Genomic DNA, 20,130 nt, shown 5'->3' with positions numbered 1-20,130 from the left:
TCGATGCCGATCAAGGAACAGAAGACCGTAATCCGAGTTGAGGGCAAACAGGACGGCTCCGCGGAGGAGGTCTCATGAGCCTCGCCCAGCAAGAGCCGAAGCAAACGGCGGCGCCGCCGCACGCACCCCGCCGCCAGTCTCCGGCTTCGTCTTTGCGATCCGTTTCAAAGTCGGTTACAGACGGTTTCCCGTCGCGGAGCGACTACGGCCTGGATCGCGAAACACAGGGCGAAGGCGGCGGCCTGAAACTAATCGCAGGACGAACTCTGATGATGGACTGGATTGAAATTGACGGTCGGCGGATCGGCCAGGAACATCCTCCGTATATTATCGCGGAGGTATCTTCCAATCACGGGGGCGATATCGAGCGGGCCAAGCGAATTATCCGCCTGGCGGCCGAATGCGGCGCGGACGCCGTCAAGTTTCAGGCCTATACGGCCGACGAAATGACCTTGAATATAGATCGTCGCGGCTTCGTCGTAACCGCGGACAGTCCGTGGAAGGGAGAGTCGCTCTACGCTCTCTATCAACGCGCCGCGACGCCCTACGCCTGGTTTCCAGAACTCTTTAAGACCGCTCGCGACGCCGGGGTTACACCGTTCGCTTCTCCGTTTGGGCCAGAGTCTGTCGCCATGTTGGAGGGACTTGCAGCGCCGGTCCACAAGATCGCTTCTTTCGAGGCGGTCGATCTTGATTTGATCGCGCTTTGCGCGGCCACGGGGAAGCCCTTGATCATTTCCACCGGGCTATGCACGCGGGAGGAAATCGCCGACGCCGTGGCGGCCGCCAGGTCGGGCGGCGCAAAGCAGATAGCGCTGCTTCGGTGCAACAGCAGCTATCCAAGCGACCCTGAGGAGGCGCATTTGGCGACCATACCCGACATGGCCGCCGAGTTCGCTCTGCCGATCGGCTATTCGGACCATACGCTCGATCAAACGCAGGCGGCGGTGGCGGTGGCGCTTGGCGCCTGCATCGTCGAGAAGCACGTCATCGACGCCCGCGAGCCGGAAACAGCCGACAGCGCCTTTTCCTGCCTTCCGGAACAACTCGAGGATCTCGTCCGGGTGACCAAGGCGGCGTGGCGCGCACGTGGGCGGGTCAGCTATGGCCCGCAAGAGAAGGAGCGGGGCTCGCTGGAGTTCAGACGCTCTCTCTACGCGGTCGCCGACATCGCGGCCGGAGAGCTTTTCAGCGCGGCGAACGTCCGCACCATTCGGCCAGGTCTGGGATTGCCTCCCAAGGTGTTGCCCGACTTATTGGGGCGACCCGCCGCACGCGCGTTGCGAGCCGGAGACCCCTTGAGTTGGGAAGACGTCGCTCAATGAAAGAGCCGCCCCAAAAAGTTGACGCGTTGTTGCTCGACTTCGATGGGACGTTGGCCGGCAGCCTACAACCGATGTGGGACGCCTATTGTCGCTTCGCAACCGCGTGTCGCTTCGCTCCGACGACGGCGGAGTTCGAGGAGCTAAACGGCCCGCCGCTGGATCAGATCGTCCAACACCTCCGAACAAAGCATAATCTGGAGCTTGATCAGAAGACGGCTTTGTCACGCTATCGAGAGGAAGTCGCCTGGGCTCAGGAGCGCGTTCACCCCACTCCCGGCGCCTTGTCGCTTCTGGAGGCCGCTCGCAGCAGAGGCTGGCGCACTGGGATCGTAACGTCGAACAGTCGCGAGACTGTCGTCGCTTTCCTTTCTCGCCACGGAGTTTCCGACCGGATCGATTGCATTGTCGATTGCGCCCTTTCGCCCGGCAAGCCCGATCCGGCGCCCTATCGCTCGGCTTTGGCGACGCTGGGCGTTGCGGCAAGTGCGGCGCTTGCCGTGGAGGATAGCCGGCAGGGCGTCGCCGCCGCCAGCGCCGCAGGCCTCTACACCTTCGCCTACGCCCCGTTTGACCGCACACCGCCGAGTGGAGCGGCGGACCGGGTGGAGAGCCTACCGCGAACGCTTGACCGCCTCGATCCTTCAGCGCCTCGATTGCGCTTGGCGAAAGAGGCCGATCGTCCCTTCTTGTTCGCCCTGCGAAATCGCGAAGAAGACGTTGCTTATTTCACAACCCCTCGACGCCTGGAGCCGTCGGAACTGGAGCAGCGGTTCACGCTCGACCCGACTTTGACCCGTCGACTTACTTTCATCCTGGAGAGCGCTTCACGCTCGACGGCCATGCTGCGCTTGGACCAGAGGGGGGAGGCAAGCTACGAGATCGGGGTCGCGGTCGCGCCGGCCGCTCGCGGCGAGGGGCTCGGCCGCCGCGGCGTTGAACAAGCGATGGACGCCGTGGCTGCGATGCATGGCCCCGTGCGCTTTACGGCCAGCGTTGCGATCGAGAACGCTGCGTCTCTGCGTCTTTTCGACTCATGCGGCTTCACTCGCGTAGGAACGTCAGACCGCTTCCAGCTGTTCGCGAAATTGGGCGCGTCACGATGAGCGAGGTGCATTTTCTATCCAGCCGCCCATCCATCATTACGCAGGGCCTGCTTCCGCTTTCCGATAGCCAGCACGCGCGGATCGGCATGATTTGGGAGACCGCGATTCGCGCGCGCCCGGACCTTACGGACGATCGGGTTCTCGTGGCGAGGAGTATTGAGCCGCCTGCCTTTCATTGCGCGGTGACGAGCTACCGAACATTTATCGCATGCCGAGAAGACGCCGAATTGGCTCAAGACTTGGCGCTGCGGCCTGTCGCGGTATCCGGCGTTCTTCAGTGCGCCGACGGATTGGTCTTCGGACGCCGCGGCAAGACGGTTTCCCAGGATCCCGGCATGTGGGAGTTGGCACCGTCGGGCACCCTAACTCCGGATGCGACACTCGAAAGTCAAATCCGCACCGAGCTTGATGAGGAAATCGGCCCGATTCCCGCCGAAATAGACGCCCCCGTGGGGTGGCTTGAAGATACGCAAAGCGGCGTCATTGATTTTCTCCTGCCAATCCGCACCCCTTTGGATGCTGCGGCATTGCATCGTTTGCCGCGCACGCCGGAGTATCCGGAGATCGCCGTCGCCGCCGACCCCATACATTTCCTCACCCGGCAGGGCGAACTCGCGGCCAATCACGCCCGCCTGATCGTGCACGCCCTCTACACCTGATAGCCGCTGTCCAATCGGAGGCGCCCGGCGGCGATTTCGTTCCGCCACCACTCGACGGTTCGCTCCAATCCGACCTCGAAGCCGATCTCAGACCGCCAGCCGGTCGCCGACCCGAAGGCGTTGGGATCCGCCAAAAGCTCGAACACCTCGGAGCGCGCCGGACGCCTCCGCGCGCTTTCCTCGACAATAGGTTTGTTGCAGCCCGTGATCTCGCGGACCCGTTCCGTCATTTCACCGATCGTGACCGCGCGTCCGCTGCCCGCATTGAACGGCCTGCCGAGCGGCAGATCAGGCGCAGAGCCGGCGGCCAAAAAGGCGGCCGCGATGTCCTCGACGTAGTTGAAGTCGCGAACGGGGGACGGATCTCCCAGCCGGATCTCGGCGCAGGCGGGGTCAAGCGCTTGCCGGACGACGGTCGGGATTACTGCGCGCTCGCTTTGACGGGGACCGAACGTATTGAAAGGACGCAATATGACGGCGGGAGTTTCGAAAGAACGGACGTAGGACTCCACCAGGTGGTCGGCTGCGATCTTGCTGGCGGAATAGGGCGATTGCCCCTGCAGCGGGTGCGATTCGCTTATCGGCGTGAACTGAGCCGTCCCGTAGACTTCGGATGTCGAGGTGTGGACGAGTCGGCCCGCCCCACCCCCTTTGACGGCCTCCAGGATGTTCAAAGTGCCCGAGACGTTCGTGTCCACGTAGGATTGCGGCGCCGCGTAAGAGTAGGGGATCGCTATTAGGGCGGCCAAATGGAAGACGATATCCTGATTGTGTATGAGCCGTCGCATCATGTGCGGATCGCGAACGTCTCCATGCACGATGTGCATAGCCTTCCTGACCTCAGAATCCAGCCTGTCTAGCCAACCCGAAGTTCCAAAAGAATTGTACAGCGCGAGGGCGGTGACCGAGGCGCCTTTGCGAACCAACGCGTCCGCGAGATGGGAACCGATAAACCCCTCGGCCCCGGTAACGAAAACGCGCTTACCGTCGTAAACAGTCATCTCGCCCCCTCCGTCATGTCTCTCCAGCCATCAGCGCGGCGTATTGCGCGACGACAACCGGTTTGGAAAAGCGCGCCGGCAACGCGGAGTCGCGCAAACCGGGCGGAATCGGCTCGGTGCGTATGGCAGAGCGCATGGCGGAAACGAACTCGGCGCCGTCCTCCGCCAAGAGCAGCCGATCGCCCGGCGCCTCTCCGCGAAGCTCCTTCAAGCCGCCAGCCTCCTCCGTCGCGATGACCGGCACGCCGAGGGCGAGGGCTTCCAATGCGGCGTTTGGCATACCTTCCCATCGCGACGGCATCAAGAATGCGTCCGCTCCCGCAAGCTGTCGCCAAATCTCCGGGACGTAACCCGGAAGATCGATACGCGCAGCCAGCCCGGCGGCGGCGATCCGGGCCTCGAGCGATGGGCGCTCCGGTCCTTCGCCGAATATGGTTAGCGTCGCGGCCTCAGGCATTGCGGCGAACCAATCCACCAACCGGTCGAACCCCTTCTGCCTCATCAAACGACCGGCGGCGACGAAACGACCTGGCGTCTGCTCGGCCCCGGTTGCGCGGCGCCTTAGGGCTGCTGTGTCGATCGGGTTGCCGATCAGCTTGATGGATTGGGGCGGCACGCCCACCTCCGCAAGTTCCCGCGCGACGCCCGAAGAATTGCAAAGAACGGCATCGGCCTTACGATACAAGCGACGATAGGCGAATCGACCCAACGCCTTCGATGGAAAGGCGTTCAGCGTTGCAGACACTTGGTTTGCTTCCCGAACCAGAATCCGGGCGTGCGGCGCGAGAGCGAGCCGGCCCGCGGCCAAAACCGCCAAATTGAGATAACCCATCGTAGACAGCACGACGTCCGGCTGCATTCGGCGCAGCGTCCGGTACAGGGCCGGCAGCGCATGGCGCAACCGGGGAGCGGCCAGGGTGGTGACTGGCACGTCGGCCGGCGCCGCCGACGCCAAAGGTCCCTCTGCGTCCAGAACCACGAGCGCAGGTGCAAAGCGCGACCGGTCCAATTCCGAAGCGACGCTGAGCATGACGCGTTCCGCCCCGCCGCCGGCAAAGCTTGGAATAATCAGCGCTGTGTGCAGCCTTCGAATAGCCGAAGCCTCTCGCTAACACCGGGCCCAAAAGCGCGCCGACGGCCATTCTCGGACGCGGACAAGAGCGTGATTATCGCCGCCGTCTAAAGCTCAGCGCTTACGAGCGCCGACTACGCCGATATCACCAACGACTTCAACGGTCTCAAAGCCCGCCGCTTTGAACCAGCCCTTCACCTCATCCACCCAATGATAGTTTTGATACTCGGGAACGAGACTATCGTGGATGCCCGTGGCGATATTCAGGTAGCCATGCTTCTTCAGTTTCGGCCTGACATCCTTGTTCAGGCTGCGCACCAAATAGTGCGCCCTGTAGACGAGCCAAACAGGCACGGCGAACAGATACGACAGGACGTAATTTACTTTCAGCGGAAACCGATAGGGGGCCACAAGCAACGACCTAATAAGAAAAGAGTATTTTGTATTGTGTTTGCTGTACACCCAAATATACAGCTGGCCGTCGCTCTTGATGATTTTCGCCAGACGCTGAAAAGCGTCTTCCGTGTCCGGCGTGTGATGCAGCACGCCGTAGGACCATCCGACATCGGCGAAGCCTTCCCTAAAAGGCGGATTACGGAGGTCGCACCGCACCAAGTGAAGGTTCTCAAGCCCCTCGCTGTCGACATGCATGACGCTTTCGCTCATGTCGACCCCGAAGGATTCCGCCCCCGGGAAATATTTGGCGAAGGTCTTGGCGTACGGCGCAAGCCCGCACCCCGCATCGAGAAAAACCTTCCCGTTCCCATCGCCTCGTTCAGCGGACAGACCGTAGTATTCTTCAATGTGACCCAGGCATTTCTGCTCGTCGCGACCGAAGATTTTTCCCTTTTCGAAGAACCCTTTGGAATGCAACTTCCATTGGTTGCCGAACGCCTTCTGCGTCCGGTCCATTTCTTTGAATTCTTCAAGAAACACCGGAACGCCGTTAAGAATAGGGAAACTGACTCCTTGTTCGGCGCAATGCAGACGCCCCTCGACAATGTCCTTGCCGTGGCCGTCGTAGACCGCTTCTTCTAGAGTCAATTCTTTCTTGCAGGATGGGCAAACGAGATACTCTAACGCCTTCGGCTTCATAAGTCGCTCTCTGCAAATTGCGCTGGTGGGAGGGTCGCAGGGAGGTAGCCCCTATCCAACACGCCGTCAAACGCTTTCTGCGGCGCGGTAAGCGGGGTCTCGATCTGATCCGAGCGGACAGGAAGATTCGCGTTGACCGTCTGTTATCCCAGAAGGCGGTCGATGTCCTCGACTGACTCGAGTTCAAGCAACTCTTCGCTTGTCAGATCGCGAGAGAGCCTTTCCTCCAACGCCGCCGCCAGCCTCATGTGAGCGAGAGAATCCCACCCCGAGACAGTCTCCATGCTCCCGTAGGGTGGAACCTCTTGCACGCTGCATTGAAGAACCGACGCCAAAAGCCTTTGACCATTCGTCGGCTGCATCATGACGCTTCGCTCGCCAAAGCTGCGGCCGCTACCGTATCCCTGTTTATTTTTCCGCGATCCGTCTTCGGAATCTCGGCCAAGACAAACCAACGCTGAGGGGTTTTCTCGCGCGCCAGTCGCTCCGCGCACCACCGCTTCAATTCTGCGAGATCGAAGGCCTCGGGATCGACGACGCTTACCGCAACACCAACCGTCTCGCCTGCGATCTCATCCGGCAAACCGAAGGCGCAGGCTTCGCGGACGCCCTCATGACGCTCCAGCAGCAGATCGATGTCCTCGGGGTGGACTTTCAGGCCGGCGCGATTGATCTCGTACTTCCGTCTGCCGGTGAGTCTCGCGACGCCGTCCTTTGTGACCTCGCCCACGTCGCCGGTGCGGTACCACCCCGCGAAGAGGGCGGCCTCATTGAGATCCGCGCGTTGGAAGTAGCCGTGCATCAAGGACGGGCTCTGTACGATCAACTCTCCGTGCCCGTGCGTCGCGCGCTCCCCCTCTTCCGTGAGCACGCCGATGCTGCCGCCCCACATCCGGCCAATAAGGCCGTCCTCAGGCTCAAACTCAGACGAGCGCGCGCCGCAAATCCAATTGGCGGTTTCAGTGATGCCGTACATGTTCGCCACATCTGCGTCTCCGGTCCAATCAATAACGGCCTGCCACAGATCCGCCGACAAGGGGGCGGAGCCTATGTTAATGCGCCGCAGCGACCCGCCGGAGGGGCGTTTCGAAAGCTTGAGAGCCATCTTCCAGAATGACGGCACGGAACTCATGAAGCGAATCCCGCGCTCGTCGACGATCTCGCCAAGCCGGCCGACAAGCTTAAGGTTCCCGGCCGGAAGCAACGACAAATCGCCGCCAGCGTAAATCGCAGATAAGCAGTTCCCAATTAAACCGTGCCCAAAGTGCGTCGGAAGCGTGCACAAGGTCCTCTGGAGCGCTTCCTCTCCAATGTATGTGACGTTGAGCGCAAGCCGGCTGAGCAGAGAGCGAAAAGTGTGGACCACGCCCTTAGGCTCGCCAGTAGTGCCCGACGTAAACAGAATGAGCGCGGCGTCGTCCAGCAAGTTGCCCAATGGAGCGCTTGGCGGCGACGCCGCAGCGGCTGAGGCTCCGTCGAAGACCGGAAGACCGAGGTCCGCAGGCGCTTCCCCGCCGCCGGCGACGCAAACCGCTTTCGCGCCGACGAACTCGGACACCCTGACGACCTCTTCCTTCGCGGAATTGGGGTTGAGGCAAGCCGCAACGCCGCCTATCGACCAGACGGCGAACAAGTCGGCGAAGAAGGCGGGCGTTCCACCGTGCAGGATCATGAAGCGGTCGCCTCTTCCAAGCCCCTGGACGGCGAACTCGGCGGCCCGTCGCGAGATCTCGGCGCGAAGCTTTTCCGCCCCCCACGCCTCGCCGCCGCCAATGTCGGAAATGGTCCCTTTAATGGGAAACATCATTGCACACGCTCTCCCTCGCGACTGAAACCTAAGTTCCGTAACTCTGCATTAAAACGCCCCTTAGGGCGTAGCGCCGACCGCACGCTCGGTATCATGCGCGCAAGCGCGCAAGCAAACGGAAACAGCTGCGCGGCGGTCGCTGAGATTTCAGATAACGGCTCCGCAATTCCGTTTGGCTTTTTAGGCCCGGTGCGCGATCCGCATCCAAAAGTCGGCCAGCTCCTGCGCTCGCTCAGGGCCGGAACAAAGCCGGCGGATTCGGTCCTTCGCCCGCGTCCCCATGTCATGCAAAAGGTCGCGGTTCGAGGCGATGTCCAAGATCTGGGCGGCCATGTCGTATGCGTCGAAGTCGGACTGCAAATAGCCGGTTTCGCCAGACTGGACGAAACGCTCGTAGGTTCCGATCGAGAAAACGGGTCGGCCGGCCGCCAAAGCTTCAATGACGTCGCGCCCCCAGGGGTTGCTTTCACGGGTCGGTTTGACCAGTAGGTCGATGCCCGCATACACCCGCTCGGGTTCCGCGACATGCCCCAGGAACACTATGCTGTCGCCAACCCCTTTTAACTTGGCGTAGTCTGACAGATCGCCGCCTTGGCGAGCGACCTCTCCAAGTTCGCCGGGAAGGCTTCTCGACAATGACATTTGCCCGGCGACGACGAAGACCACGTCCCGACGGCCGGTCGCCTTGACGGACGCGGCGAGATCAACAACGCGGTCTACCCCGCGCGTCCAAGAGTAGTTCGACACGCACCCGACAACCAGCCGCCCGTCTTGGGGAATGCCAGGGTGAGGGGACGTCTTCGGCAGCGGCTCAGCGATGTTGTGGACCACAGCATAAGGAGGAAGAGGCGCGCCGTCCGTATATCGCCGAAAGGTGGTTTCCTCGTTATCGGTGATAAAAACCAATCCGTCCACGGAGCGTGCGGCGAGAGAAAGTTGACGCCGAGCGAAGATCGTATCCACGAGATTAGTTCTTATGTGCATTGTTCGGGGCGTGGCGTGCAGCTTCTTCAGAAAATACGCGACGCCGAAAAGCGCCTCATGGTTCAAATGGATCAGGTCCACCTCCGATGCGCGCTTAAGCAGGGCGCGTCTGAAGTCGCCTGAGCGCATCCAGGCTCGGCCATAGAGGAGTAGCGTATAGAGATTCCGGCTTAGACGCGGCAGCGCGATGAAACGCGGCATATCCGGCATCACCCTCACCGGCACCCCGCAGTCGCGATAGCGCGCGACGATCGGCCCGTCCTTTGCGCACCACACTTCGGGGGACACGACGGAGCGATCGAGATTCTTCACGCTTTGGAACAGGCTTCGGGACGACCCGCCGAAGCCGCCTTCAATGTCTAGGCAAAGGACTCTAAGCAACAGAGCCGCCCTTTAATAAGCGGGAGGTTGCATCCCAGCCGACATTAAAAAGCGCGTCCAGGACCGACAGTCCGTAAAGAGCCGCATGCGGCTGCGCGTAACGACCTGCCGAAAACCGACTGTAAGTCAGGGTGAGCCCAGCGGCTTTGAACTTCGCCTCATCCTGATAGGATCCGCCGCCTTTTCCAGACAAGTACACGCCATTTGGCGCGATCCTCCGAACGATCTCCACCAGCCTGTCATCTGCGGCGCTCATGAGATCGAAGCGACTCGAGCGATCGAACTGAGCCGAAAGACCGAGGCGCTCAGAAATCTGCTGGACGAGAGTCATGTTTATCGCAGCAAGATCGCCGCTTTCCGACGCGCAGGCCTCCATAAGCTTCTCGATCGTCCGAAACACCTCTTTGAAATGCGGGCGGTTTTTATAGGTGTTCTTCAGGAGCGATAAATGGCGGGAATGCCAGTCGTCCACCGCGGGGCGGAGCTCGCAAATTTTCGAACCGTGCGCGGCCTGCAACGGGATCGTCATCCAACGCGGTCCGGCCTCTCCAGCGATCTGGACGCGGTTGGTATAGCTTCCTTTTGAGAACTGAACGTCATCCAAAAAAACAAAAAAGTCACATTGCCGAATTTTATCAAAGTACCCAAGCCACGGGAAATAATTCGGCTGATGAATCGCAACAACGGCCGTCACGGCAACACCTTTCGCATTTTTCAGCGGAGAAGTTAAATAAATTTATGCATTACACCAGATGACGTGGGATCGTTTTCAATGAATATTTCATGCCACAAACTAAAATTTGTGAATGCGAACTGAAGAGCCAACTTTTTTCCAGACCACTTCGTCGCGTCATCGGGAAGTTCTCGCGTCCTCTCCACAATCTCCGGGTTCAACAGATGTGCGACGGCGCTGGCAGCCGCTCCCCGAATATACTTACCCCAAATCCTGTCCTGGGCGCACCAATCCGCGACCTGTCCGCTCAACCACTGCTTTTTTCGGTAGACAAAGTCGTCCGGAAAATAACGACGCGCCACCTCTTTCAAGGCGACTTTCCCGATCCGACCGTCATGGACGGCCGCGTCCGGAAGACCGAAGCGAACGCGCAATAACGAGGCGGTGCAGTAGGGCGGGCGTCCCTCGATGCCATGTCCCATGAACATCCGATCATGCCGCGCGAGCAGCCCGTGGAGGACTGTCTCGACCGTCAGAACCGTGGCGCGCTGGCTGGCGCTGAGGCCTCTAAGTCGCTCGCCGGTGAGAAGCTCCATCCGGCGCGCCGTGGCCTGGCTCGCGCCGCCTTCGCCGAAAAGGCGTGTTAGCTCTTCCGAGCCGAGATAGCGCTTTAGAGCTTGATCGGCGCTCCCGTCCAAGGCCACGCCGTCGAAGTACCCGAGGAAAACATCGTCCGCCCCCTCGCCGCCGATCAGGACCTGAACTCGATCGCGCAGATGCTTGGCGTGCAACATCTGAAGAACGCTGTTGGCGCTATAGAGCGGCGCCTCATGGCGCCAAATCGCCTCCGGCAACGCGTCTGAGATATCGCTTTCAGGGAATTCGACGCAGTCAACCGGCGCACCGAAGGTTTCTGCTGCTCTTCGAATATAGGGCTCCTCAGAGCGGGCGTTCGCGAAATGGTTTCGCGACTCGTCAAAAACTACAGAAAAATTTTGCACGGAATCACGCCTTAAGCGCGCGTAGGACAGCGCCAAAAGCAAACTGGAATCGACGCCCCCCGACAGTTGAAGCCCGGCGTCCCGGTCGGACCGCCAAGCGATCCTGAGCGAGTGGGTGACGGCGTCCGCCAAATCGTCGACGTTCGCCGCGCCGAGGCCAGCTTCGTCTTCCGGTTTCCAATACCGCGAATGACCGACGACGCGACCCGCCTCGACATCAACCTCCATCAGCGCGCCGGGCGTCAGCGCAAAAATGTCTCTGAACATGGTGTACGGAGGCATTACCGTCTGGAATGCGAAGAACTCCGGGACCACCGAACTCTCAACTTGCCGCGGCACGCTTGGGTGCGCCAGAAGCGGCTTTATCTCCGACGAAAACCCGAAAAACCGATCGTTGTGATGATAGAATAATGGTTTGATGCCGAACTTATCGCGACACAGAAGAAGTCTTTTCTCAAACGCGTCGTACAGCGCTATAGCAAACATCCCCTCAAATTCCAGCAAAGCGCGCTTCACACCCCATTTGACGATCGCTGCGAGCGCCACCTCCGTGTCGGAATTCGTTCGAAAGGATATTCCCTCCCCCTCCAGAGCGCGCTTCAACTCCTTGAAGTTCAGGATCGCTCCGTTGAAGACCATGGTGTAACGCCCGTCTTCTGAGCGATAGGGTTGGTCCGCCTCTTCACTCACGTCGAAGATTCGCAGGCGCGTCGCGCCCAGAGCGAGCTGAGCCTCGAAGAATTGACCGTCCGATTCGGGACCGCGCGGCTTAAGCAGAGACACGGCCTTAGTCAGCCATGGTCTAAGTCCGGACGGGTCGCCAAGAAGGCACACTCCACCAACTATACCGCACATCTATTTAACCCCATATCCACCTGCGGCGGCGTTCAGCGCGCCGCAGGCTCTTTGCTCAACCAGTCATCTCTAAAAAGCGCGAATTGAGCGACGTCCCATCGCTCGGTCTCAGAAATTTTACGGTGCGCGCGCCAGACGCCTTCGAGTTTGAATCCCTGCTTCTTATAATTGAACACCGCGGCCGCGTTGTTGACGAACGGCGTCCCGAAGATTTTGTAAACCCCTTCATCTCTAAAGAGCCAATCAATCACGGCGCGTCGACATTCTAGGACGACGCCTCGACCCCACCATTTTTTGTCCCCGATCATTACGTTGATCTGAGCCACTTCGTGAACGCGGTCGATATAGACCGAGAAGTTTCCGATATGCTCAGCTCCCGCGGCAAAGATGCCCAAGTGGTAGCTGTCGCGGTTATCGTGCCCTGCAACGTACTGACGAATGGAGTCCCGCGTGTGGGAGCGAAACCGTGCATTGAGCCACTTGACGACGTCCGGGTCGCAAAGCCAGGACACGTATTTTTCGCCGACGTCCTCGACGGTGAGGGAACGCAAACGGAAATTCGGGGTCCGGAGTTCCAAGGGCGTCAACTCGCCGTCGAGAGAGGACATCGATTCAACAGGGCGCTGAAGCGCGAACGCAGCGCACCACCGCGCCCGCGATACGTTCGACTTGAGCCGTCGACAAGAAGGGGTGCATCGGAAGACTGAGCACCTCTTTCGAAAGTCGCTCCGAAACCGGCAGCGACCCTTCGCCGTCGCCGAGATGGCGGTATGCAGTCTGAAGATGCATGGGCATCGGGTAGTAGACGGCGTTTGGTACGCCTTCTTGCTTTAGCGCGTCGGCGACCGCATCGCGCCGGTTCCCGTCGATTCGCAGCGTATACTGAGCCCAAGCGCTGCGCCGGGCGGGTCGGCGCGCAGGCGTCACAGCCGCATCGCCGATCAATGCGTCGTAGTCGTCTGCAATCGCACTCCGCCGATCGATTTCGTCCGCGAAGCTCGGAAGCTTCGCTCTCAAAACAGCCGCCTGAACCGTATCAAGCCGCGCGTTCAAACCGACGCGGACGATATCGTACTTCGCGCCGCCCTTCCCGTGCGCACGGATAGAACGCAGCGACTGCGCGAGGTCGTCGTCATCCGTGAATACGGCCCCGCCGTCGCCATAGCAGCCAAGCGGCTTGGCCGGAAAAAAACTGGTCGCGGTGGCGCGGCAAAGCGAGCCTACTCGCTTATTCTGATACATCCCGCCGAAGCTCTGCGCCGCATCCGCCCAGACGGTAAGGTCATGTCGCCGCGCGAGGTCGTGGACGGCGTCGTAATCCATCGGCAGACCGAATAGGTCGGTGGCCAGGACGCCGCGCGGATTGAGGCGTCCAGCGGATTTAACGTCCCCAATCCGCCTTTCCAGGTCCTCGAGCGACAGGTTGAAGTCGTCTTCGTCGACATCGACGAAGACGGGCGTCGCCCCCAGCAGCAGCGGCACTTCCGCCGTCGCCGTAAAGGTGAAACTGGGGACGAAAATCGCATCTCCCGGACCGACCCCCTCGGCCATCATGATCATCAAGAGCGCATCCGTGCCGCTCGAACAGCCCACAACGTTGCGCGTTCCCGTGAAGGCGGCGAGGTCAGATTCAAGCTCCGCCACTTCGGGGCCCATTATAAACGCCCCGTGCTGCAAGACGGCATGGATCGCCTGATCTATGGCCGGCTTCAGGAACTCGTATTGAGCCTTGAGGTCGACAAAGGCGATAGTGTCTTTATCCGTCATGACGAGGCTTTCGGCTCAAGACCGCGGTCCGTTTCGTCATAGGCCTCTCCGGTGCGGGGGCAAACCAGGTCTTCCGCCAAGCGCTCGCCGACACGGCTCACCCAACCGATACGGCGCGCAGGGTTGCCTACGACCAGAGCGTGGTCTTCGACGTCCTTCGTGACGACCGCCCCGGCCCCGATCATTGCGTACCGCCCTATCGTCACGCCGCACAAGATGGTCGCGTTCGCGCCGATCGTCGCGCCGCGCCGAACGCGCGTGGGAAGGAATTCATCCTTCCGCTCAATGAAGGCCCGCGGCGTCATCACATTGGTGAACACGCAGGAGGGTCCGCAAAACACTTCATCCTCCAAGGTCACCGATTCATAGAGAGAAACATTGTTCTGTACCTTGCAGGCCGCTCCGATAGCGACCCTCGGCCCCGCCATCACATTCTGACCGAGAATGGTTCCCTCGCCGATCGTCGTGCCCGAGAGAACATGGACGAAATGCCAGATTTTTACGTCCGCGCCAATTTCGACCCCATCGTCGATCACCGCGCTTGGATGGATGAAGGCGTCCGCCATCGGGTCACCCGAGATCTACCGGCGCGCCGGACACCAGCGCGCTCTGACAAGCGCCCAAAACCTTCAAGACGCGCAACCCTTCGCTCCCGTCGGATCGAGGCGGTTCTCCCGAGGCGACACAGTCGAGGAAATGACGGCACTCACCGCGCAGCGGCTCCTCATCCTCAGCATAGGGAAGCGGCCTCATCTCGGCTTTGTTAGGCACCGGAAGATCGCCGTTCCAATTCACGGAATGGGGATAAAGAAGCAACTTTTCCGCTCCGGGGAGCGTATCGTTAAACACCAACATCCCGCTTTCTCCGATCACGACAAGCCGGTGATCCTTATAAGGGTGAAGCCAGGAAACAAAAATATGTCCCTGCACGCCTCCCCCAAAATCGAGATGGCTCAGCGTCGTATCGGCGACTTTAGGATTTAGCCAGGCGGCGCCGTTGCAGGTGACGCGCGCCGGCGTTCTCCCGACAAGCGCCAGCATCATCGAGATGTCGTGGGGAGCAAACGACCAAAGCGCGTTTTCTTCCTGCCGAAATTTGCCAAAGCTCGCACGGGTCGAGTGAACATAGAGCAGGTTGCCGATCTTGCCCTCGTCCACGGCCGCCTTAAGCGCTATGAACGCCGGGTGGTATAGGAGAAGATGTCCCACCATCAGCGTAAGGTGCCTTTCCGCAGCCAGCCGACATACCGCCGCGGCACCCTCTTCATCCAGCGCAAGCGGCTTTTCCACGAAGACGTGCTTACCACGTTCGAGAGCGCGACGCGCCAAGTCGGCGTGGGTCGCCGCCGGCGTCGCTATCGCCACAGCTTCGATCGCCGCATCTTGCAAAACCTCGTCGACATCATCGAAGCCCGCGATGCCGGGATAGCTCGCTTTGAACCGACCTACCACCTCAGGGTCGGCGTCGCAGACGGCGGCCAGGGCGCCGAGGTCGTGAAAATTTCGGAGGAGGTTCTTGCCCCAGTACCCCGCCCCAATCACGGCTACGCTGGCGTCCATTTCAGCGGTTTCCTTCTTTGAGAACGCGACCGACGCCGTCGTCATAACCGGTGATCGTTTGAGCGAGGTTCGCGCGCAGCGACTTTGAACGAGTTGCCTGGAGAGTCGCTAAAGCGGCGTTCGGATCGCCAGCGCTGTCGGTGGCCCACCAGATCGGATGCGTCAAGAGCTGAAATGCGCGCCCCTCGCCCAAGGCTTTGTGCGAAAGCGGATGGCCGTGCCCCCAAGCGCCGCGGGAGTCGCTGCAATAGCCGATGTCGTTAAAATAGCGCGGATGATATGTATGATCGCGCCCGCCGATGGGCTTCGCCAGACCGAGCAGCGCGGGTTTCGGACGATGGAAACTAACCATCTCCACTGGGGCCGAGGTCACGCTCTCGAGCAATTCGCACTCCCATCGCGCTTCTCGGTCCAAGACCTCCGGATCGTCCAGGAACAGCGAGGCGTCGAAGTGGAGTCCGATCTGATGGCCCATGTCGCGCAGTTCGTGAAGCACCTCCACAGTCTGCGGAGCGGTAATGTTGTAGAAGGGGCTGCGAACCAAGAAAAAATACCAGCCTGAGACGGAGTTTCTTTTTTCCAACTCTCCTAAGGGCAGCGCATAAGTCGGCTCAAAATCAATATCGTGACGGATGATCACCTGTCTTTCCGTAGGGCGCACATCTTCGTAGCCGACGCTCGAATAGCCCTCTTGCGTCAGAGCGCACAGCAAGGACGCATAGCCTTGCAACGTGAAATCATCAACCGTCACAGAACAGCCTCCAGAAGTCGCTCGTAGAACTCCTGGGCGTCGCGCATGAAGGAGCCCGTATGATGTAGGAGAACCAGCCGGCCGCGGTGCCGCTTGACGGTTTCAGCGACCGATAGCGCTTCATCCAGCGCCTGATCCAATGTCAGAACTCGATAACGCGCGTCGAAAAGACCGAAATCCATAACCGCCGTGGCTGTCTGCCGCATCGTCATCGGCCGTCGGTGCACGAGATCGTAGGCGCGATGACTGGCCGTCGTGCCGTTACGGAATCCGCTGGGCCCAGGAAAGGCGAGGGTGAAATCCTCCTCCATACCCGCTTCGTCCCATATTCTTGGCGTAACATCCGGACGGTACCGGAGGACGTGCTGACGCCCGGAGCGAAGCTCTACGCCGAGAACCTCCTCCAACCCTTTCTTCTGGCGGCGCCATTCGTCGGGATCGTCAAACGTGGCGTAGCCCGGATGGAAGCCGATCTCATGCCCCCGAGCCAAGATCTCGGCGCCAACGCGACGTAGCAGACCAGCCATTGTCAGAACGTAGGGGCTGTCCATGGTATGGCGGCTGGGCCCCATCATGAAGAATCGGCTTTTGAGGCCAAACCTCTCGGAAGCGTTCATGATAGCGCGCATTGAACCGAACGGTTCGCCCGGCTTCAGGAACGAAAGCCATCTCAGAGCCGAACGGGGCGCCCCGCGCTTCAGAACATCGCCCGCCGCATGGCGCAGCGGTTCTGTCCAGACGTGGTATCTCTTCAGCCGGTCCACGTCGTGCGTCGGAAGGATTTCGAAGCTGCGCTGCGGCGCCGTACGGCGCCCGAGCAACCACGCCGCGATATCCGCTGCGGCTTCGTCAGCCACAGCGCGGTCGTGCAAGCCTGCATTGACGGCCGCCGCTCCGGAAGGCTCGAACCGGCCGTGGCGATCCTTCATCTTCGCGTCTCGTTCTTCGATACGCGAGAGCATGAAGAAAATCACGCCGATCGCATCGTAGTCGAATGCCCCTCGCTCCGCCTTGGGCCAAAAATCGGTCAGTTTGCAAAACCCGGCCTGATCCAAATAAAGGCCCTCCCGCTCAATGCGAAGAGCGTCGGGAAAGAAGCGCGCCGGCATGTCTTTGCCGTAGAACAGACGGCGCTCGGCGTTGGCGTCGCGCTGGATAGGATAGGCTTCAGCAACAAAGTCGAGGGCAAACTCGATCTCGCGACGATAGGGTTCAGCGGCTTCCGGCAAAACGAGACGATAGCGTAACAGGTCAGTCACAGCCCGCGATTCCCATTTGCCGGACCCAGGAGTCGTGGGTCATCAAAAATCTCAGCAGTTTCGAGTGGCTTCGACGCCCTTCGAGATGCTCGTCGATGACGGTTCGCAGAGCCGTTGGGCAAAGAAGTCCGAACGTAAGCGCATCAAGCCGGTCTCGAATCGCGATGAAGTGTTCTCTGTGCGCCGGATCTTCCCGATACAACGCGTCCGCGTTCTGCCACGATCCGGCGGAATGCATCGCCGAGGGAGGTCTCGGTTGAGCGACAAAGCCAGCGCGACGCAAGGCGGCGCGCCCAAGAAGAAACGCAACCTCCTTCCACGGCCCCAGGTCGGACCGCGCGCCGGTGTTCGCATTTGGCAACCGCGCCAAATCCGGCGAGAGACGGGCCATCGCATCAAGCGCAACCCCCGCTCTGACGCGCCAGGCGGGAGGCATGCCCAGGTAGACGTTGAACACGTCGTGATCGTAGGTGGTAAGGCGCAAATTGCATGCCGCTCTTACAGCCATCATTCCCGTGAAAGCATAGTGCTTAGAAAGGCTGTGCAGAATGAAGGCGTCCCACGCATTCAAGGGCTCGGAGCTGTTGAGCCAAGGCGCCAATACGCTGTCCAGACGTTCCGCCTGGCCTTCCCACCAGAAGGCTGCTTTCTTCTCCAAAACTATCCGATCAATGGTTTCTTGCGGCGGTCCCTGGCGAAGGTTTTGCAAAACATCCGCCCCGGTCGGGTGGGGCGGAACCCCCCGCAAGGCGGGAAGACGGGTCTTCGATCCGGCGATCTCGAGGAACCGCGCCGGCATGTAGTAGCCCCTGAAAGTGTAGTCTAGGCCATGTCCGGTCAGAGCGACGTCGCAAGCCTCGCCTACCGCCGGCATGAAGGCGGAGATCTGGGTCGAGGCGGGATAGAGCCCGTTGCTGTCCAGAGTTGTCTGGTCCAGAAGGTCGAGCGTCGCCGAGGGCTCGACAACGAGCGGTTTAAAGTATTTTCCTCGCCCCTCCCCAAGCGTTCTGGCGATGCCGAGCTCAGGGTTTTCCGAGTAACTGGCGGTCGTGAAGCAGGCGAGGCGACCAGGCTCTGAGGCCGCAAGGATCAGTCGGCTGTCCAGACCGCCGGAAAGCAGCAGCCCGGGCGTGGACGCCCCGCAACTCGTCTCACGAGCGACTGCCCGGCGCAAAGCCGTCTCCAGCGCCTCAGCCGCCTCGCGCTCGCTCTGAAAGGCGCGCCCCCATTCGAGCGACCAATACCGCTCCTCGCGCGTTCCGTCTCGGTCCGCCGTAAATATGGTCGCCGCCGGCAACGCTCGTACGCCGGCGATGTTGGTGTCCTCGGCGACGGTGCGCTGCATCGTGAAGAGTTGCGCCAATCCGGCCGCGCTGGCTTTCCGCGGCGTTCGCCCCTCCGCCAAAAGCGCTGCTATCTGTCCGGCGAAAGCGAGCCGAGCCGGATCCTGGTGCACATGAATGGGGAAACTGCAGAATCTATCGGTGACCAAAACGAGACGGTGTTGAGCGGGGTCGCAAATCGCTGCGGCGAAAAGGCCGTTCGCATCCTTCAGCTTCGAAAGAGCGTCAGCACGATAAAGCTCCAGGATCAGCGACGCCGCGGCGGCGTCAGGGCGGCCGGAAAGCTCCGCGGCGTTGAGGATCTCACCGCAGACCACGACGTCCAGTCCATCCTGCTGCGCCGCCCCGCCGCTTGGGCCTCGGCGATGCAACACAGCGCCGACGGCCAAGCCGCGACCGGCGCGCCGCTCGATCCTGTACCGCCGGGGGTCGGCGGCCTCAGACATAGCGTCGATTTCCGCCGGGCGGTCGGGGTCTAGGCAGCGGACTCCGAAGATCCCGATCATTCGCCCGCCTCGGCCGGCAGCGCCAGCACGCCCAACCCAGGGCCGATATGGACGTCGTATCCGGCCGACTTAAGCCGATCGCTGCAATGCTCGGCGATCGCACGGCCGTCTCGCTGGTACCAACCAGCCAACCGAATGCGCGGTCGATGGCTTTTCAGAACCGTTGCGGCCCCTTTCAGCGCTTCGATTTCCGCCCCGTTGACGGTCAAGGAAAGCATTGTGACGCGCTCCAACCCGAACCTTTGCGCGAGTCCGTCCACCGTAACCGTTGACACTAAAGCGCGGCCGCCGGCGTCGTGAACCTCTTGCAACAACGAGTTGGCCTGCGCCTCGCCGGTGGCCAGATCTAGGGTCTCGTGGTCAGCGTTCCAGATCGCCGCATGGCACGGGGTTACATTAGCGATCCCATTGGTCGACAGGTTCCGCGTGAGAAGGTCGTAACATCGCGCGTCAGCCTCCAGCGCAACCACCCGTCCCTTCGTTAGCAGCGGGGCCACCGCCGCATCTCCAAGCCCGATGAACGCGCCGCAATTAACGATCGTATCGTCGCACTTCGGGCGAAACGCCTCAACGAAGCGGGCGCGTCGTTCCGGATCTGCAATATGGAGCGCGGTGTCCTTTTGCTGCCCATGGTACCCGCTCATCATGGCGGCGTCTCCGGACGGACGCCGACCCTTGTCTGGCGCCATATCCGGCCTCAGGTGCGGATAGAGGTAGCGGGTGACGAGGTCGCGCGCGAGACGGAAATGGCCTTCCCCTATCGTCTTCGGAACTTTCGGCCTCAGCAGCGCGTAGATTTCCGCGTCCCCCGGCGGCGTCGGAAAACCAGCGAAGAGCAGGCCGTCGCGAGAACGCGCCGTCGGCGTCTCACCATCCCAACCGAACTCGAACGCTTCAGCCACCCTTGCCAGGTCGCCCAGAAAAAACGACGCTCGCCGATACCACCGCGCCCGATAGCCAGGCAAAAGGCACTTGAGGGACAGCATGG

19 protein-coding genes are annotated in these 20,130 nt (G+C 60.9%); 3 read left to right on the top strand and 16 right to left on the bottom strand.

Translation table 11 applies throughout. The features are described from left to right. The first annotated feature begins 74 nt into the window (after positions 1-74). The 3 genes from pseI to RIB45_RS10475 are packed head-to-tail and all read left to right on the top strand — an operon-like array spanning position 75 to position 3,087. Positions 75-1,325, top strand: a complete 1,251-nt coding sequence (gene pseI / locus RIB45_RS10485) for a pseudaminic acid synthase (protein ID WP_350050216.1) — start codon at positions 75-77, stop codon at positions 1,323-1,325. Continuing rightward, a complete protein-coding gene (locus RIB45_RS10480) occupies positions 1,322-2,428 on the top strand; it encodes an HAD-IA family hydrolase (RefSeq protein ID WP_350050215.1) in 1,107 nt (368 codons plus the stop codon). Before pseI ends, RIB45_RS10480 begins: the two co-directional genes overlap by 4 nt. Continuing rightward, positions 2,425-3,087, top strand: a complete 663-nt coding sequence (locus RIB45_RS10475) for an NUDIX hydrolase (RefSeq protein ID WP_350050213.1) — start codon at positions 2,425-2,427, stop codon at positions 3,085-3,087. Before RIB45_RS10480 ends, RIB45_RS10475 begins: the two co-directional genes overlap by 4 nt. Here the strand turns inward: RIB45_RS10475 and RIB45_RS10470 are convergent. From RIB45_RS10470 to RIB45_RS10395, 16 genes are all read right to left on the bottom strand, one after another. After that, positions 3,078-4,088 carry an SDR family NAD(P)-dependent oxidoreductase gene (locus RIB45_RS10470; protein WP_350050212.1) on the bottom strand — a complete coding sequence of 337 codons (1,011 nt, stop codon included), beginning with the start codon at positions 4,086-4,088 and terminating at the stop codon, positions 3,078-3,080. The genes RIB45_RS10475 and RIB45_RS10470 overlap by 10 nt on opposite strands. A gap of 13 nt (positions 4,089-4,101) precedes the next feature. Beyond that, entirely contained in the window at positions 4,102-5,154 is a 1,053-nt protein-coding gene (locus RIB45_RS10465) for a glycosyltransferase (protein WP_350050401.1), read from the bottom strand. 120 nt (positions 5,155-5,274) lie between these two features. After that, positions 5,275-6,255, bottom strand: a complete 981-nt coding sequence (locus RIB45_RS10460; RefSeq protein ID WP_350050211.1) for a methyltransferase domain-containing protein — start codon at positions 6,253-6,255, stop codon at positions 5,275-5,277. 143 nt (positions 6,256-6,398) lie between these two features. Then, positions 6,399-6,617: a phosphopantetheine-binding protein gene (locus RIB45_RS10455; RefSeq protein WP_350050400.1), complete on the bottom strand. Its 219-nt coding sequence runs from the start codon at positions 6,615-6,617 to the stop codon at positions 6,399-6,401. Further along, positions 6,617-8,062 (bottom strand): class I adenylate-forming enzyme family protein, encoded by a 1,446-nt coding sequence (locus RIB45_RS10450; RefSeq protein WP_350050210.1) that lies wholly within the window; start codon positions 8,060-8,062, stop codon positions 6,617-6,619. Before RIB45_RS10450 ends, RIB45_RS10455 begins: the two co-directional genes overlap by 1 nt. 180 nt (positions 8,063-8,242) lie before the next feature. After that, positions 8,243-9,427 (bottom strand): glycosyltransferase family 4 protein, encoded by a 1,185-nt coding sequence (locus RIB45_RS10445; RefSeq protein WP_350050209.1) that lies wholly within the window; start codon positions 9,425-9,427, stop codon positions 8,243-8,245. Next, positions 9,420-10,121: a WbqC family protein gene (locus RIB45_RS10440; RefSeq protein WP_350050208.1), complete on the bottom strand. Its 702-nt coding sequence runs from the start codon at positions 10,119-10,121 to the stop codon at positions 9,420-9,422. The genes RIB45_RS10445 and RIB45_RS10440 overlap by 8 nt, the downstream gene beginning before the upstream one ends. Positions 10,122-10,153: 32 nt before the next feature. Further along, on the bottom strand, positions 10,154-11,956 hold the full coding sequence (gene asnB, locus RIB45_RS10435) for an asparagine synthase (glutamine-hydrolyzing) (RefSeq protein WP_350050207.1): 1,803 nt from the start codon (positions 11,954-11,956) through the stop codon (positions 10,154-10,156). Positions 11,957-11,988: 32 nt separating this feature from the next. Further along, positions 11,989-12,534 (bottom strand): GNAT family N-acetyltransferase, encoded by a 546-nt coding sequence (locus RIB45_RS10430; RefSeq protein ID WP_350050206.1) that lies wholly within the window; start codon positions 12,532-12,534, stop codon positions 11,989-11,991. A 34-nt stretch (positions 12,535-12,568) separates the two neighbouring features. Further along, entirely contained in the window at positions 12,569-13,723 is a 1,155-nt protein-coding gene (locus RIB45_RS10425; protein ID WP_350050205.1) for a DegT/DnrJ/EryC1/StrS family aminotransferase, read from the bottom strand. Further along, positions 13,720-14,289 carry an acyltransferase gene (locus tag RIB45_RS10420; protein WP_350050204.1) on the bottom strand — a complete coding sequence of 190 codons (570 nt, stop codon included), beginning with the start codon at positions 14,287-14,289 and terminating at the stop codon, positions 13,720-13,722. Before RIB45_RS10420 ends, RIB45_RS10425 begins: the two co-directional genes overlap by 4 nt. A 4-nt stretch (positions 14,290-14,293) precedes the next feature. Further along, complete coding sequence (locus RIB45_RS10415) at positions 14,294-15,328, bottom strand: Gfo/Idh/MocA family protein (RefSeq protein ID WP_350050203.1); 1,035 nt, start codon at positions 15,326-15,328, stop codon at positions 14,294-14,296. Continuing rightward, positions 15,285-16,034, bottom strand: coding sequence for a polysaccharide deacetylase family protein (locus tag RIB45_RS10410; RefSeq protein ID WP_350050202.1), 750 nt, complete (start codon positions 16,032-16,034; stop codon positions 15,285-15,287). Before RIB45_RS10410 ends, RIB45_RS10415 begins: the two co-directional genes overlap by 44 nt. Beyond that, a complete protein-coding gene (locus tag RIB45_RS10405) occupies positions 16,031-17,293 on the bottom strand; it encodes a DUF7033 domain-containing protein (protein WP_350050201.1) in 1,263 nt (420 codons plus the stop codon). The genes RIB45_RS10410 and RIB45_RS10405 overlap by 4 nt, the downstream gene beginning before the upstream one ends. Then, positions 17,286-19,142, bottom strand: coding sequence for an asparagine synthase-related protein (locus RIB45_RS10400; protein WP_350050200.1), 1,857 nt, complete (start codon positions 19,140-19,142; stop codon positions 17,286-17,288). Before RIB45_RS10400 ends, RIB45_RS10405 begins: the two co-directional genes overlap by 8 nt. Then, on the bottom strand, positions 19,139-20,128 hold the full coding sequence (locus RIB45_RS10395; RefSeq protein WP_350050199.1) for an FkbM family methyltransferase: 990 nt from the start codon (positions 20,126-20,128) through the stop codon (positions 19,139-19,141). Before RIB45_RS10395 ends, RIB45_RS10400 begins: the two co-directional genes overlap by 4 nt. Positions 20,129-20,130: the final 2 nt, after the last annotated feature.

This window comes from Marivibrio sp. (genome assembly GCF_040218065.1).
Lineage (GTDB): Bacteria > Pseudomonadota > Alphaproteobacteria > UBA8366 > Aestuariispiraceae > Marivibrio.
Note: the sequence above shows the minus strand (reverse complement) of the source record. Positions and strands in the feature narration are given on the sequence as shown.